Origin of the sequence: Micromonospora craniellae (assembly GCF_014764405.1) — a bacterium.
Classification (GTDB): domain Bacteria; phylum Actinomycetota; class Actinomycetes; order Mycobacteriales; family Micromonosporaceae; genus Micromonospora; species Micromonospora craniellae.
In genome coordinates, this window is sequence record NZ_CP061725.1 from 1,919,564 (window position 1) to 1,933,749 (window position 14,186).

General features: G+C 73.5%; 14 protein-coding genes. 12 read left to right on the plus strand and 2 right to left on the minus strand.

From position 1 onward, the window contains the following. The first annotated feature begins 29 nt into the window (after positions 1 to 29). Positions 30 to 1,700: a phospho-sugar mutase gene (locus ID554_RS08740; RefSeq protein ID WP_117228693.1), complete on the plus strand. Its 1,671-nt coding sequence runs from the start codon at positions 30 to 32 to the stop codon at positions 1,698 to 1,700. A gap of 24 nt (positions 1,701 to 1,724) precedes the next feature. Next, positions 1,725 to 1,973: a DUF397 domain-containing protein gene (locus ID554_RS08745; protein ID WP_117228692.1), complete on the plus strand. Its 249-nt coding sequence runs from the start codon at positions 1,725 to 1,727 to the stop codon at positions 1,971 to 1,973. Between the two features lie 213 nt (positions 1,974 to 2,186). Here ID554_RS08745 and ID554_RS08750 read toward each other — a convergent pair whose 3' ends face one another. Then, positions 2,187 to 2,861, minus strand: a complete 675-nt coding sequence (locus ID554_RS08750) for a GOLPH3/VPS74 family protein (RefSeq protein ID WP_117228691.1) — start codon at positions 2,859 to 2,861, stop codon at positions 2,187 to 2,189. Between the two features lie 79 nt (positions 2,862 to 2,940). Further along, positions 2,941 to 3,573: a uracil phosphoribosyltransferase gene (gene upp / locus ID554_RS08755; protein ID WP_117228690.1), complete on the minus strand. Its 633-nt coding sequence runs from the start codon at positions 3,571 to 3,573 to the stop codon at positions 2,941 to 2,943. A gap of 132 nt (positions 3,574 to 3,705) precedes the next feature. On the opposite strand from upp, the gene deoC reads away from it, so the two are divergent. The 10 genes from deoC to cydC all read left to right on the plus strand — a co-directional run bounded on the left by deoC (position 3,706) and on the right by cydC (position 14,143). Continuing rightward, on the plus strand, positions 3,706 to 4,665 hold the full coding sequence (gene deoC / locus ID554_RS08760) for a deoxyribose-phosphate aldolase (protein WP_117228689.1): 960 nt from the start codon (positions 3,706 to 3,708) through the stop codon (positions 4,663 to 4,665). A gap of 5 nt (positions 4,666 to 4,670) precedes the next feature. Further along, the gene (locus tag ID554_RS08765; protein ID WP_117228688.1) at positions 4,671 to 6,101 is read left to right on the plus strand and encodes an aldehyde dehydrogenase family protein; all 1,431 of its coding nucleotides are present in this window, start codon (positions 4,671 to 4,673) and stop codon (positions 6,099 to 6,101) included. Further along, positions 6,094 to 6,918: an aldehyde dehydrogenase family protein gene (locus ID554_RS08770; RefSeq protein WP_117228687.1), complete on the plus strand. Its 825-nt coding sequence runs from the start codon at positions 6,094 to 6,096 to the stop codon at positions 6,916 to 6,918. The genes ID554_RS08765 and ID554_RS08770 overlap by 8 nt, the downstream gene beginning before the upstream one ends. Positions 6,919 to 6,991: 73 nt before the next feature. Next, a complete protein-coding gene (locus ID554_RS08775; RefSeq protein WP_117228686.1) occupies positions 6,992 to 7,474 on the plus strand; it encodes a BlaI/MecI/CopY family transcriptional regulator in 483 nt (160 codons plus the stop codon). A 40-nt stretch (positions 7,475 to 7,514) separates the two neighbouring features. Then, positions 7,515 to 8,390 (plus strand): M56 family metallopeptidase, encoded by an 876-nt coding sequence (locus ID554_RS08780; RefSeq protein ID WP_396888542.1) that lies wholly within the window; start codon positions 7,515 to 7,517, stop codon positions 8,388 to 8,390. Positions 8,391 to 8,524: 134 nt separating this feature from the next. After that, positions 8,525 to 8,977, plus strand: a complete 453-nt coding sequence (locus ID554_RS32995; RefSeq protein ID WP_223884496.1) for a cytochrome ubiquinol oxidase subunit I — start codon at positions 8,525 to 8,527, stop codon at positions 8,975 to 8,977. After that, a complete protein-coding gene (locus tag ID554_RS33000) occupies positions 8,950 to 9,624 on the plus strand; it encodes a cytochrome ubiquinol oxidase subunit I (RefSeq protein WP_223884497.1) in 675 nt (224 codons plus the stop codon). Before ID554_RS32995 ends, ID554_RS33000 begins: the two co-directional genes overlap by 28 nt. A 9-nt stretch (positions 9,625 to 9,633) precedes the next feature. After that, the gene (locus tag ID554_RS08790) at positions 9,634 to 10,641 is read left to right on the plus strand and encodes a cytochrome d ubiquinol oxidase subunit II (RefSeq protein ID WP_117228684.1); all 1,008 of its coding nucleotides are present in this window, start codon (positions 9,634 to 9,636) and stop codon (positions 10,639 to 10,641) included. Then, on the plus strand, positions 10,638 to 12,308 hold the full coding sequence (gene cydD / locus ID554_RS08795; protein WP_117228683.1) for a thiol reductant ABC exporter subunit CydD: 1,671 nt from the start codon (positions 10,638 to 10,640) through the stop codon (positions 12,306 to 12,308). Before ID554_RS08790 ends, cydD begins: the two co-directional genes overlap by 4 nt. Further along, a complete protein-coding gene (cydC, locus tag ID554_RS08800) occupies positions 12,305 to 14,143 on the plus strand; it encodes a thiol reductant ABC exporter subunit CydC (protein WP_117228682.1) in 1,839 nt (612 codons plus the stop codon). Before cydD ends, cydC begins: the two co-directional genes overlap by 4 nt. Positions 14,144 to 14,186: the final 43 nt, after the last annotated feature.

Genomic DNA, 14,186 nt, shown 5'->3' on the forward strand with positions numbered 1-14,186 from the left:
GTGGTCCGCCGCCGTGCTATCAAGAGGCAATGGCGGCGGAGACCACTGACATCGACACCATCCGCGAGCAGGCTCAGCGCTGGCTCGCCGACGACCCCGACCCGGCCGACCAGGCGGAACTGCGGGCGGTGCTCGACCGACTGCCGGACAGCGCCGCCGAGCTGGCCGACCGCTTCGCCGGGCCGCTGACCTTCGGCACCGCCGGGCTGCGCGGCCCGCTGCGCGCCGGCCCCAACGGCATGAACCTCGCCGTGGTCACCCAGGCCGCCGCCGGGCTGGTCGCCTGGCTCGCCGCCGAGGGCGGCACCGGCCCGCTGGTGATCGGGTACGACGCCCGGCGCGGCTCCCGGGCGTTCGCCGAGCAGACCGCCCGGGTGGCCACCGGGGCGGGACGTCCGGCCCTGCTGCTCCCCCGCCCGCTGCCCACCCCCGTGCTCGCCTACGCGGTACGGCGACTGGGCGCGGTCGCCGGGGTGATGGTCACGGCGAGCCACAACCCGCCACAGGACAACGGCTACAAGGTCTATCTCGGTGCCGAACTGGGCGGCGACTCCGGCGCCGGGGCGCAGATCGTGCCGCCGGCCGACACCGGCATCGAGGCCGCCATCCGGGCGGTCGGCCTTCTGACCCGGGTGCCCCTCGGTCCCGCCGGCCAGGTGCTCGGTGACGACCTGGTGGCCGCGTACGTGGCGCGGGCGGTGCAGGTGGCGCCGCCCGGCGGCCCCCGGGACCTGACGGTGGCGTACACCCCGCTGCACGGCGTCGGCGCGACGGTCCTCACCGCCGCCTTCGCCTCCGCCGGTTTCCCGACCCCCGGCGTGGTGCCGGAGCAGGCCGAACCGGACGCCGAATTCCCGACGGTGAGCTTCCCCAACCCGGAGGAGCCGGGCGCGATGGACCTGCTGGTCGCGCTCGCCGACACCACCGGCGCGGACCTCGCCATCGCCAACGACCCCGACGCCGACCGCTGCGCCGTAGCGGTCCGTTGTGCGGGCGGTTCGGGCTGGCGGATGCTGCGGGGGGACGAGGTGGGGGTGCTGCTCGCCGACCACCTGATGCGGCGTGGCGTGACCGGCCTGTATGCCACCACCATCGTCTCGTCGTCGCTGCTGCGGGCGATGTGCGCCGCCCGGAACCTGCCCTACGGCGAGACGCTGACCGGGTTCAAGTGGATCGTGCGGGCCGGGGACGGCTCCGCGCCGCTGGTGTTCGGCTACGAGGAGGCGCTCGGCTACTGCGTCGCCCCCGACCACGTACGCGACAAGGACGGCATCACCGCCGCGCTGACCGTGGCCGAGTTGGCCGCCGACCTCAGGGCCCAGGGCCGTACGCTCACCGACCGGCTGGACGAACTGGCCACCGAGTTCGGCGTCCACCACACCGATCAGCTCTCGGTACGCGTCGACGACCTGCGGCTGATCGCCGACGCGATGGCCCGGATCCGGGCGGCCACCCCGATCACGCTGCTCGGTGCGCCGGTCACCGAGGCACAGGACCTGCTTCCCGAGGCGGACGTGGTGATCCTGCGTACCGGGGCGGCCCGGGTCGTGATCCGCCCCTCCGGCACCGAGCCGAAGCTCAAGGCGTACCTGGAGGTGGTGGAACAGGTCGCCGACGGTGACGTCGCGGCGGCCCGGACCCGCGCGGAGGGTGCCGTCGGAGAGTTGCGGCTGGAGGTTGCTCGGGCTTTAGGGATGTAAGGAAGGGCACCTTATAAACGCCTCGTGCATAGCAGGGGTCCCCTCCTAACATCCGAGCACGAACACCGAGCGAGTGACCTGACCGGCGCACAGTGGCGCACCAGCACCCGCAGCGGCACCAACGGCGGCGACTGCGTCGAGGTCGCCGACAACCTGCCCGGCGTCGTCGGCATCCGCGACAGCAAGGACCCGACCGGCCCGGCCCTCACCGTGACGCCCACCGCCTGGTCCGCCTTCGTCACCGCCGTCCGCACCACCCGCCTGCCCCACTGACCCTCACCCCTCACACCCCCGCCCACCCCCGGGACCCGCGCCGGGCACCGGGCCGCCCGGCGCCGAACATGGAGTTGTGGCGGTCGCAAATGTGGACGCATCAACACGAAACAGCGACCACAACTCCATGACCGACGCGCAGGACAACGGCGGAGCGGGGCGAGGGCGGCGGGCAGGGGAGGACGGGAGCCAGGGAGGGCGGGGACGGGCAGGTCAGCGGCGGGGGCCGAGGGCGGCCTGGACGGCGCGGCCGAGGGCGGCGACCACCAGGCCGACCGAGGGGCGGACCACGGAGCTTTCCAGGCTCACCTCACCGGAGAAGCCCGCACCGCTGGCGATCGCCTCCAACCGGCGGCGGGCCTCGGTGGCAGCCTCGCCGGTCACTCCCAGCGCCGATTCCATCCGGAGCACGGCGACCAGTGTCGCCAGGGCGGCGGTCCGCTCGTCGGGAGCGTCGCCGGTGAGCGCGGCGACGAGCCGTTGGCGGGTCTCCGCCTCCACCGAGGGGTCCAGCACCGGATAGCGGTGCACGTGGATGAAGCCCAGCTCCGTCTCGTCGACGTCCCGGACCACCCCGTGCGCGCACAGGTCACCGAGGACCTTGTCGCGCAGGCCGTGCCGGAGCCGCTGCACCCAGGAGGACGGGCTGTGCGGCGTGTCCGCCGCGATCCGGGCCAGGATGTCGTCGGTGACCGGCTCGCCCGTCGGTGTCGCGTCGACCACCGTCAGGGCACCCTCGGCGTACGCGATCCGGCCCGCCAGGGCCAGCTCGATCAACACTGCGGCGGCCATGCCCAGGTCGAGGCTGATCCGGGGCATGGTCGCCTTGCCGGACTCGTCGTCGTGCGCGAGCAGGAGCAGTTCCTCGGCGAGTGGAACACCAGTCATGGCCCGAGACGGTAGCCGCTCGACGCCAGCGCCCGCAGGACAAACCCGCCACGACGAGCGTGGGACGACGACGGACGGATCAGAACCGGGGCATGCCGCCGAACTGGCGGTCCCCGGCGTCGCCGAGACCCGGCACGATGAACATGCTGTCGTTGAGGCCCTCGTCGATCGACGCGGTGACCAGACGCAGCGGCAGGCCGGACCGCTCCAGCCGGGCGATGCCGGCCGGTGCGGCGAGTACGCAGAGCACCGTGATGTCGGTGCAGCCGCGCTCGGCCAGCAGCCGGCAGCAGTGCTCCAACGAGCCGCCGGTGGCCAGCATCGGGTCCAGGACCAGCACCGGCAGGCCGCTCAGGTCGCGGGGCAGCGACTCCATGTAGGCGCGCGGCTCGAAGGTCTCCTCGTCGCGGGCCAGCCCGACGAAGCCCATCGACGACTCCGGCAGCAGTCCCAGCGCGGCGTCGGCCATGCCGAGCCCGGCCCGCAGCACCGGCACCAGCAGCGGCGGGTTGGCCAGCCGCGTGCCCTCGGTGCCGGTCACCGGGGTCCGCACCGGGTACCGCTCGATCGGGAAGGAGCGCGCGGCCTCGTACACCAGCATGGTGGTGAGTTCGTGCAGCGCCGCCCGGAACGAGGCGGAGTCGGTCCGTTCGTCCCGCATGGCGGTCAGCCGGGACTGGGCGAGCGGATGGTCAATGACGAGTACGTCCACGATCGCTCAACCTACCCGCCCCGGACCCCGACGCACGGACCCCGGCCCCGAGCAGGGACATCGCTCACCCGGGACGCTCCACCCGCTGCCATGATCAGAATCACGCACGACAGGCTGCGTAGACTTCGGCGCATGACGGCAACGACGACGTCGGCCCGGTCGGACCTCTCCGAGCTGGGACGATCCGAGACCGCTCTGCGGACCTTCCTGCACGGCCTACCAGGCGTGGACCAGGTCGGCGCGGAGCAGCGGGCAGCCCAACTCGGCACCCGCTCCATCAAGACCACCGCCAAGGCGCAGGCGATCGACCTCGCGATCCGAATGGTCGATCTCACCACGCTGGAAGGCGCGGACACCCCCGGCAAGGTACGCGCGCTCGCCGCCAAGGCGCTGCGCCCCGACCCGGCGGACCCGTCCTGCCCGCACGTCGGCGCGGTCTGCGTCTACCCCGCGATGGTTCCGTACGTGGCCGAGGTGCTGCGCGGATCCGGCGTGCACCTGGCCAGCGTGGCGACCGCGTTCCCGTCCGGTCAGGCGCCACTGGAGATCAAGCTCGCCGACACCCGGGCCGCCGTCGAGGCCGGTGCCGACGAGATCGACATGGTGATCAACCGGGGCGCGTTCCTGGCCGGTCGCTACGCCGAGGTGTACGACGAAATCGTAGCGACCAAGGAAGCTTGCGGGGACGCCCACCTCAAGGTGATCCTGGAGACCGGCGAGCTGGCCACCTACGACAACGTACGCCGTGCCTCCTGGCTGGCGATGCTGGCCGGCGGCGACTTCATCAAGACCTCCACCGGCAAGGTCCCGGTCGCGGCCACCCTGCCGGTGACGCTGGTCATGCTGGAGGCGGTCCGCGACTTCCGCGCCGCCACCGGCCGACAGGTCGGCGTGAAGCCGGCCGGCGGCATCAAGACCACCAAGGACGCCGTCAAGTACCTGGTCATGGTCAACGAGACCGTCGGGCCGGACTGGCTGGGCCCGGACTGGTTCCGCTTCGGCGCGTCCAGCCTCCTCAACGACCTGCTCATGCAGCGCACCAAGCTGACGACCGGTGTCTACGCCGGCCCCGACTACTTCACCCTGGACTGAACGCGATGTTCGAATACGCACCCGCCCCCGAGTCGCGCTCGGTGGTGGACATCAAGGGCTCGTACGGGCTGTTCATCGACGGCGCCTTCGTCGACCCGGCCGACGGCGGCAGCTTCAAGTCGATCAGCCCCTCCTCGGAGGAGGTGCTCGCCGAGATCGCCGACGGCGGCAGCCAGGACGTGGACCGTGCGGTCCGCGCCGCCCGGAAGGCGTCCGAAAAGGTCTGGGGTCCGATGCCCGGCCGGGACCGGGCCAAGTACCTGTTCCGGATCGCCCGCATCATCCAGGAACGCTCGCGTGAGCTGGCCGTACTGGAGTCGCTGGACAACGGCAAGCCGATCAAGGAGTCGCGCGACGTCGACCTGCCGCTGGTCGCCGCACACTTCTTCTACTACGCCGGCTGGGCCGACAAGCTGGAGCACGCCGGGTTCGGCGCGAACCCGCAGCCTCTCGGCGTTGCCGCGCAGGTCATCCCGTGGAACTTCCCGCTGCTGATGCTGGCCTGGAAGATCGCCCCGGCCCTCGCCGCCGGCAACACGGTGGTCCTCAAGCCCGCCGAGACCACCCCGCTGACCGCACTGCTGTTCGCCGAGATCTGCCAGCAGGCCGACCTGCCGGCGGGCGTGGTCAACATCGTCACCGGTGCCGGTGAGACGGGTCGGGCCCTGGTCGAACACGCCGGCGTCGACAAGGTCGCGTTCACCGGCTCCACCGACGTCGGCCGGGCCATCGCCCGCGCCGTCGCCGGCAGCCGCAAGAAGCTCACCCTGGAACTCGGCGGCAAGGCCGCCAACATCGTCTTCGACGACGCCCCCGTCGACCAGGCGGTCGAGGGCATCGTCAACGGCATCTTCTTCAACCAGGGGCACGTCTGCTGCGCCGGTTCCCGGCTGCTGGTCCAGGAGTCCGTCGCCGAGCAGGTGCTGGAATCGCTCAAGCGCCGGATGGCACTGCTGCGCGTCGGCGACCCGCTGGACAAGAACACCGACATCGGCGCCATCAACTCCGCCGCCCAGCTCGCCCGCATCCACGAGCTGACCGAGGCCGGCGCCGCCGAGGGCGCGCAGCGCTGGTCGCCGCCGTGCGAACTCCCGGACCGTGGCTTCTGGTTCACGCCGACCATCTTCACCGGCGTCACCCAGGCACACCGGATCGCCCGCGAGGAGATCTTCGGCCCGGTGCTGTCCGTGCTGACCTTCCGCACCCCGGCCGAGGCCGTGGAGAAGGCCAACAACACGCCGTACGGGCTCAGCGCCGGAATCTGGACCGACAAGGGTTCCCGCATCCTGTGGATGGCCGACCGGCTGCGCGCCGGAGTCGTCTGGGCCAACACGTTCAACAGGTTCGACCCGACCTCGCCGTTCGGCGGCTACAAGGAGTCGGGCTACGGCCGCGAGGGCGGCCGGCACGGGCTGGAGGCGTACCTCAATGTCTGAGCGGGTCGCGGTACGCAAGACGTACAAGCTCTTCATCGGCGGGAAGTTCCCGCGTAGCGAGTCGGGACGGTCGTATCTCGTGCAGGACTCCAACGTGTCGCTGGCCTCCCGCAAGGACGCCCGGGACGCCGTGGTCGCCGCCCGCGCCGCCGTCAAGGGCTGGGCCGGGGCGACCGCGTACAACCGGGGTCAGATCCTCTACCGCGTCGCCGAGATGCTGGAGGGCCGCCGCGACCAGTTCATCGGTCTCGGCGTACCCGCCGACGAGGTCGACGCCGCCACCGACCGCTGGGTCTGGTACGCGGGCTGGTCCGACAAGCTGCCACAGGTGTACGGCGGCGCGAACCCGGTCGCCGGGCCCTACTTCAACCTCTCCGCACCCGAGCCGACGGGTGTGGTGGCGGTGGTGGCTCCCGAAGCGCCGGCGCTGCTGGGCCTGGTCAGCGTGATCGCCCCGGCGATCGTCACCGGTAACACCGTGGTGGTGGCCGCCTCCCCGGCGGCACCGCTGGCCGCCGTCACCCTCGCCGAGGTACTCGCCACCTCCGACCTGCCCGGCGGCGTCGTCAACATCCTCACCGGCCGGCTGCCGGAGACCGTGCCCACGCTGGCCGCGCACATGGACGTCAACGCGATCGACCTGACCGGGGTCATTGACCCCGACCTGGCGGTCGACCTGGAGATCAAAGCCGCGGAGAACCTCAAGCGGGTGCTCCGACCGGTGCCGGCGGATCACGACTGGTCGGCGGATCCGGGGCTCGGGCGGATGACGGCGTTGCTGGAGACGAAGACTGTGTGGCATCCGAAGGGGGCTTGAATCCTCCTCGCTGTGGGGTTTCCGGGGGGTGGTGCGGGGGCGGGGGGTCTACTACGGGGGGTAGGATTTACGGGTGACTCGGCTGGGGGATCTTGAGCGTGCGGTGATGGACGTGCTGTGGGACACCGTTCCCGCCACGTCCGGCGGGGTGACGGTGCGCGAGGTCGCCGACGCGCTGGCCGGGCGCGAGTTGGCCTACACGACGGTGATGACGGTGCTGGACCGGCTCGCCGGCAAGGGCATGGTGCAGCGCGAGCGGGAGGGGCGGGCCTGGCGCTACCGGGCTGCGGCCAGCCGCGAGGCGTACATCGCCCAGATCATGCTCGATGCCCTGGACCTGGGTGGCAGCCGCGACGCGGCGCTGGTCCGGTTCGCCCGGTCGGTGACGGGTACCGAGGCGGACGTCCTGCGGGCCGCGCTCACCGCCGAGGCGGGGCTCGGGTCGAACGCGCCGGACGGGCCGGGTGACGGCGCGGCGTTGACCGATCAGGTCGAGGCGCCCGCGCCGGACCGGGCGACCCGGCCAGGTCGGGCCGGCGAGACCGCGGAGCGGTAGGGTCTACGACGTGGCGCAGAGCGTGCACTTCGCCGCCGCGATGCTGGCCTGCTGGCTGATCGCGCAGGTACTCGCCCGCTCCACCTGGACCTGGCGTACCCCCCGGGTCGCGATCCTGTGCTGGCAGGCGGTCGGTCTGGCGGCCGGTCTGTCCGCGATGGGCCTGCCGATCGCGATCGGGCTGGCCGCGTACGACCGGGGCACCGGCAGCGCACTGCTCGCGCTCGCGAACGACCTGCGGCACAGCACGCTCCCGGTGGGCGTCGGCGCGGTGCACCTCGGGCTGGTCGGCGTCGGTCTCGGCATCGGCGCGGTGCTGTTGACCACGACGGTACGCAGCATCCACGGCACGGTCCGCGCCCAGCGTCGGCACCGGGACCTGCTCGCGCTGGTGGCCCGGCGGGACCCCACGGTGCCCGGGGCGCTGGTGCTGGACCACCCGAGCGCGGCGGCGTACTGCCTGCCGGGGGTGAAGCCCCGGGTGGTGGTCAGCGCCGGCACGTTGAGCCTGCTCGACCGGGCCGAGTTGGCGGCGGTGCTGACGCACGAGCGGGCGCACGCCGAGGAGCGGCACGACCTGGTGCTGCTGCCGTTCACCGCGTTGTGCCAGGCATTGCCCTGGCTGCGCTGGGTGCACGAGGCGCACGCGCGGGTGTCGCTGCTGGTCGAGATGCGCGCCGACGACAAGGCTCGCGAGCTGCATGCGGAGGCCCCGCTGGCCGGTGCGCTGCGGCGGTTCGCCGCCGCCGGCAACCGCATCACGCCGGCCGGAACTCTCGGGCTCGGCGACCGGGACCTGGACGTACGGGTGCAGCGGCTGCTGGTTGCGGAGCGCCCGGCCCGGCTGATCGGTGCCGCCGCGCTGTCCGTGGCCACGACCGTGGCCGCCCTGCCCGTCTCACTGTTCCTGAGCTGACCCTGAGCTGCCCTGATCACCGCACCCTGAACCAACCCTGATCGTGCCGGCTGAAGGTTCGCACGGCCCCATAAGTAGCTTTCCTACGCGTAGGCTCCCTATCTGCATCGACCGCCGCCACAGGAGAGCCGGCCATGGACACCCTGCTCCTCCCCCGTCTGCAGTTCGCAGCCACCGCCTCGATCCACTTCCTCTTCGTGGCCGTCACCCTCGGCCTGGTCACGCTGCTCGTCGGGCTACAGACCGCATGGCTGGTCACCGGCAACCCGCGCTACGCGCGACTGACCCGGTTCTGGGGCCAGCTCTACGTGATCAACTACGTGCTCGGCATCGCCACCGGCATCGTGATGGAGTTCCAGTTGGGGCCGAACTGGAGCGGCCTGTCGCGCTACGTCGGCAACGTCTTCGGCGCCCCGTTGGCCATCGAGACCCTGGTCGCCTTCTTCCTGGAGTCGACCTTCCTCGGAATGTGGATCTTCGGCTGGCACCGGCTGCGTCGGGGTGTCCACCTCGCCCTGCTGTACGGCGTCGCGCTCACCGCGTACGCCTCGGCCTTCTGGTGGCCGCGGTCAGCTCCTGGCACCTGATCCGGCGCACCCCCGACCACGCTCTGTTCCGCACCTCCCTGCGGATCGGGGTGGTCACCGCCGCCGTCGCGATCACCTTCGTGCAGGGGTTCGGCTTCGCCCAGTTCGGGCCGGTCTCCGCCGTCCAGCCGACCAAGCTCGGCAGCGACACCCCGCAGGCCGAGGCGCTGGTCGCCGAGTGGACCGCCCGCTTCGGCCCGGGCGACTACCTGCCGCCCGTACTGGCCGACGTCGGCCTCGGCTTCATGATCCTCATCGGTTTCGCCCTCGGTCTGCTCTGGCTGCTGGTGCCCCTGCTCTGGCGGGACTGGATCATCCGGCTCCGGTTCCCGCTCTGGCTGCTCCTGCTCCTGCTGCCGCTGCCCTTCGTGGCGTTGATACTCGGCTGGATCTCCCGCGAGGTCGGCCGCCAGCCCTGGGTCGCGTACGGGCTGCTGCGGGTGGACCCGGCCGTCTCACCGATCAGTCCCTGGTTGATGGGTGCCTCGTTGCTCTTCTTCACCCTGCTGCTCGGCACCCTCGCCGTCACGAACTGGGTGCTGATGGCCCGGCACGCCGCCCGGGGCGCCGCCGACCCCGCCCTCGGCCGTGCACCGGCCCAGCCCTCGGCCGACGACGACAACCGCCCCGAGCCCGCCTTCGCCTGAGGAGCAGTCATGGAACTCGCCTGGTACGCCCTGCTCGGCCTCTTCTTCACCGGCTACCTGGTGCTCGGTGGCTACGACTACGGCGTCGGCCTGCTGCTCGCCCGGGGCACCGACCAGGCCCACCGCCGGGCCGCCCTCAACGCGGTCGGGCTGTTCTTCCTCGGCAACGAGGTGTGGCTGGTGGCCGCCGCCGGCATCCTGTTCGGCGCGTTCCCGGTGCTGGAGGGCGAGCTGCTGGCCGGCAGCTACCCGGCCGTCGTCGCCGCGCTGGCCGGCGTGATCCTGGTGACCGCCGGGGCGCAACTGCGCAGCCGCCCGCAGGCCACGTGGACCCGCGCCGGCTGGGACCGGGTGATCGTGGTCGGCAGCCTGCTCGCCGCGCTCGGCTGGGGCGTGGTCCTCGCCGGGCTGCTCCAGGGCGTACCGCTGCATGCCGACGGGCACGTGGCCGGGGTGACGCACCTGTTCACCCCGTTCGCCGCCGCCACCGGGTTGGCCATGGTGGCGCTGGTCGCGGCGCATGGTGCGACCTTCCTCACGCTGCGCCTGCCGGCCGCCGAGGGCGACCGGCTCCGGCCGTTGGCCCGGCGGCTCGTGGTCGCCGCGATCAGCGCGGTCGGCACGGCCAGCGTCGTCGGCCTGCTCTCCGACCGGGTACGCGCCGCCGCGCAGCGCCCCGCGATCGGCGTACTGTTGGCGATCGTGCTGGTGATGGCCCTGCTGGGGGCATGGGCGGCGCTCCGCCGACGGCGGCCCGGGGTGGCCTTCGCCGCGACCGCCACCGCGCTGGCGGCACCTGTGCTGCTGGTCGGGGCGACCCTCTGGCCCTACGTGCTGGTGTCCACGGTGGCGCCGGAACTGTCACTGACGCTGGCCGACGCGGCGGCCAGCGCGCCGACTCTGCGTCTGCTGGGCTGGCTGGCGCTGCCGCTCGTTCCGGCCCTACTAGGCTTTCAGGCGATGTGCTGGTGGATTTTCCGAGGACGGACAGACGGTAGGGCACCGGTGTACTGGTGAACCGACGCCCCTTCGACCCGCGACTACTACGCCGGGTCCCCGCAGCCCGACGTGACCTCACCCTGCTCGCGCTGCTCGGTGTGCTCGCCGCCGGGCTGGTCGTGGCGCAGGCCACCGCCCTGGCGGCGCTGCTGGCAACCGCGTTCACCGGGCGGCTGGACCGCGTCGCGCTGGCCGGTCTGGTGGCCGCCGTCGCGGCCCGCGCACTGGTGGTGTGGGCACAGGGCGCTGTCTCGGCGCGGGCGGCGGCCACGGTGAAGGCGGCCCTACGGGCCGACCTGCTGGGCGCGGTCGCCCGGCACGGGCCAGGCTGGGTCGCCGGCCAGCGGGCCGGGCAGTTGGCCACCCTGGCCGGTCGTGGGCTGGACGCGCTCGACGCCTATTTCACCGGGTACCTCCCCCAGCTCGTGCTGAGCGTCACCGTGCCGGTGGCGGTGCTCGGCCGGGTGCTCTTCGCCGACTGGAGTTCGGCGGTGATCATCGCGTTGACCCTGCCGCTCATCCCGATCTTCGGGGCGCTGCTCGGCTGGCAGGCCCAGGCCGCCACCGAGCGGCAGTGGCGGCGACTGTCCCGGCTCGGCGGGCACTTCCTGGACATGGTGGCCGGGCTGCCCACGCTGCGGGCGTTCGGTCGGGCCCGGGCGCAGACCGACGCGGTCCGACGGATGGCCGACGGTCACCGGGTCGCCACCATGCAGACCCTACGCATCGCCTTCCTCTCCGCCCTGGTGCTGGAACTGGTGGCCACCCTGTCGGTGGCGCTGGTCGCGGTGCCGGTCGGCCTCCGCCTGCTCGACGGCGGGCTGGTGCTCCAGACCGCGCTGCTGGTGCTGCTGCTCACCCCGGAGGCGTACCTGCCGCTGCGGGCCGCCGGCAGCCGGTTCCACGCGAGCATGGAGGGGCTGACCGCGCTGGACGAGGCGCTCACCCTCTCCGGCTCCGCGCCGACGCCGGCGCACCGCGCCGGTGCGCTGCCCGACGGGCGGGGCGAGATCCGGTTCGAGGCGGTGACCGTCACGTACGAGCGCACCACCGCGCTGCGGGACGTGTCGCTGACCGTCCGGCCCGGCGAACGAATCGCGATCATCGGCCCGAGCGGTGCCGGCAAGAGCACCCTGCTCGGCCTGCTGCTCGGCTTCGTCGCGCCGACCTCCGGCCGGGTCACCGCCGGCGGGATCGACCTGGCCGACGCCGACGCCGACGGCTGGCGCCGGCAGGTGGCCTGGGTGCCGCAGCGGGCCCACCTGTTCGCCGCGTCCCTGGTCGACAACGTCCGGCTCGGCAGTCCCGACGCCGCAGCGGAGGCGGTGGCCGCAGCGGTCCGCGACGCGGCCCTCGACGACGTGGTCGCCGCACTGCCCGACGGGCTGGACACCCCGCTCGGCGAGCGCGGGCACGGCCTGTCCAGCGGTCAGCGGCAGCGGGTGGCGTTGGCCCGGGCGTTCCTGCGAGACGCGCCCGTGGTGCTGCTCGACGAGCCGACCGCCCGACTGGACGCCGCCGCCGAGGCGACGGTGCTGTCGGCCACCCGCCGGCTGGTGGCCGGGCGGACCGCGCTGCTGGTCGCACACCGGCCCGCGCTGCTGGAGGACGCCGACCGCATCCTGCGGGTCGAGGACGGCCGGGTCACCGAACTGACCCCGGAAACGGCCGGTGAGGCCCGATGAGCGCCACCCGGGCCGCCACGACCGGCCGCCTCGGCCGCGCGCCCGAGGTGACCGTACTCCGGCTGGCCCGACCGTACCTGCGCCGGCTGGTCGGCGCGGGACTGCTCGCGGCGGCCACCGAGTTCGCCGCCCTCGCCCTGATGGCCACCGCGACCTGGCTGCTGATGGCCGCCGCCGGCCAACCGCCACTGGACCGGCTGACCGTGGCGATCGTCGCCGTACGCGCGCTCGCGGTCAGCCGGGGCGTGCTGCGCTACACCGAACGGCTCGCCGGGCACGACGCGGTGCTCCGGCTCGTCACCGACGTCCGAGCCCGGGTCTTCGGCACCCTGGCCGCCCGGCGGGGTGCGCCGCCGCGTACCGGGGACGCGTTGAGCCGGCTGGTCTCCGACGTGGAGGCCGTGCAGGACCTGCTGCTGCGGGTGCTCGTGCCGGGCGCGGCGGCCGGGACGGTGGGCCTGCTGGCCGTCGGGCTGACCGCGCTGGTCTCGCCGCCGGCCGCGCTGGCCCTCGCCGCCGGCCTGCTGGTCGCCGGGGTGGGCCTGCCGGCCCTGGCCACCGCGCTGACCCGGCGGGCCGGCGCCGAGATGGCGCCGCTGCGCGGTGCGCTCGCCGCCGACGCGGTCGACCTGACCCACGGCGCGGCCGACCTGGCCGCCTTCGGTGCCACCGCCGAGGCGTTGGACACGGCCGGGCGGCGGGCGCGGCGGCTGGCCCGGCTGGAGCGGCGGCTCGCCGCGCTCGGCTTCGCCGTCGACGCCCTCGGGGTGCTGGTGGCCGGGCTCACCACCGGTGCCGTGGTGGTCGTCGCGCTCCGGGCCGACGTGGACGGGGTGCTGGTCGGCGTGTTGGCGGTCGGCACCCTCGCCGCGGTGGAGATCGCCCTCGCGCTGGTCGGTGCCGCACGGCAATGGACCGGGCTGCGCTCCGGCCTGGCGCGCGTCGCCCAACTCGTGACGCCCATCTCCACTGCCGGTCCCGACGCCGAACCGGGTGACGCGGCCCGCCCGGCCGCAGCGGGATCCGGTGTGGTAGCGGGCGGAGCCGGCCCGGCGGCCGGCGCGGTCGAGGTGCGATTCGAGAAGGTGACCGTCCGTTACCGGGCCGGGGCACCCGCCGCACTCGACGGGTTCAGCCTCGACCTGCCGCCCGGCCGCCGGATCGCGGTCGTCGGCCCCAGCGGCGCGGGCAAGAGCACCCTGGCCGCCGTCCTGACCGGCGCGGTACGCCCGGACACCGGCCGGGTCACGCTGGACGGCCGGGACGTGTCCGGGCACCCGCCCGAGGAGTTGCCCCGGGCCGTAGGTGGATTGCTCGCCGAGGCGTACGTCTTCCACGCCACCGTCCGGGACAACCTGCTCCTGGGCCGCCCCGACGCCGACGAGACGGCGCTGGTCGCCGCCACCACGGCGGCCGGGCTGGTGGACTGGGTACGGTCCCAGCCGGACGGCTGGGACACCGTGGTCGGCGAGGAGGGCGCCCAACTCTCCGGTGGCCAGCGGCAGCGGCTCGCGCTGGCCCGTGCGCTGCTCGCCACGCCGGGGGTGCTGGTGCTGGACGAGCCGACCGAGGGCCTCGACCCGGTCGCCGCCGACGAGGTGCTCGCCTCGGCCCTCGCCGCCACCCCCGCCGGACATTCGGTACTGCTGATCACCCACCGGCTCAGCGGCCTCGGCGGGCTCGACGAGATCGTGGTGTTGGACGCCGGCCGGGTCGTCCAGCGGGGCCGGCACGCGGACCTGGTCGCCGCCGACGGCTGGTACCGCGACCAGTGGGTGCTGCAACAGGCCGCCGAGCACGGCTACCTCGCGCTCTCCGGCCAGGGCCGACCCTGACCGGGGCCACCTCCGGGGTTTCTCGGACGCCGGGACACCGCCC

Coding starts and splice junctions, on each gene's coding strand:
- ID554_RS08740 (WP_117228693.1), top strand. CDS start 30: ATGGCGGCGGAGACCACTGACATCGACACCATCCGCGAGCAGGCTCAG.
- ID554_RS08750 (WP_117228691.1), bottom strand. CDS start 2,861: ATGACTGGTGTTCCACTCGCCGAGGAACTGCTCCTGCTCGCGCACGAC.
- deoC (WP_117228689.1), top strand. CDS start 3,706: ATGACGGCAACGACGACGTCGGCCCGGTCGGACCTCTCCGAGCTGGGA.
- ID554_RS08765 (WP_117228688.1), top strand. CDS start 4,671: ATGTTCGAATACGCACCCGCCCCCGAGTCGCGCTCGGTGGTGGACATC.
- ID554_RS08770 (WP_117228687.1), top strand. CDS start 6,094: ATGTCTGAGCGGGTCGCGGTACGCAAGACGTACAAGCTCTTCATCGGC.
- ID554_RS08780 (WP_396888542.1), top strand. CDS start 7,515: ATGCTGGCCTGCTGGCTGATCGCGCAGGTACTCGCCCGCTCCACCTGG.
- ID554_RS32995 (WP_223884496.1), top strand. CDS start 8,525: ATGGACACCCTGCTCCTCCCCCGTCTGCAGTTCGCAGCCACCGCCTCG.
- ID554_RS08790 (WP_117228684.1), top strand. CDS start 9,634: ATGGAACTCGCCTGGTACGCCCTGCTCGGCCTCTTCTTCACCGGCTAC.
- cydC (WP_117228682.1), top strand. CDS start 12,305: ATGAGCGCCACCCGGGCCGCCACGACCGGCCGCCTCGGCCGCGCGCCC.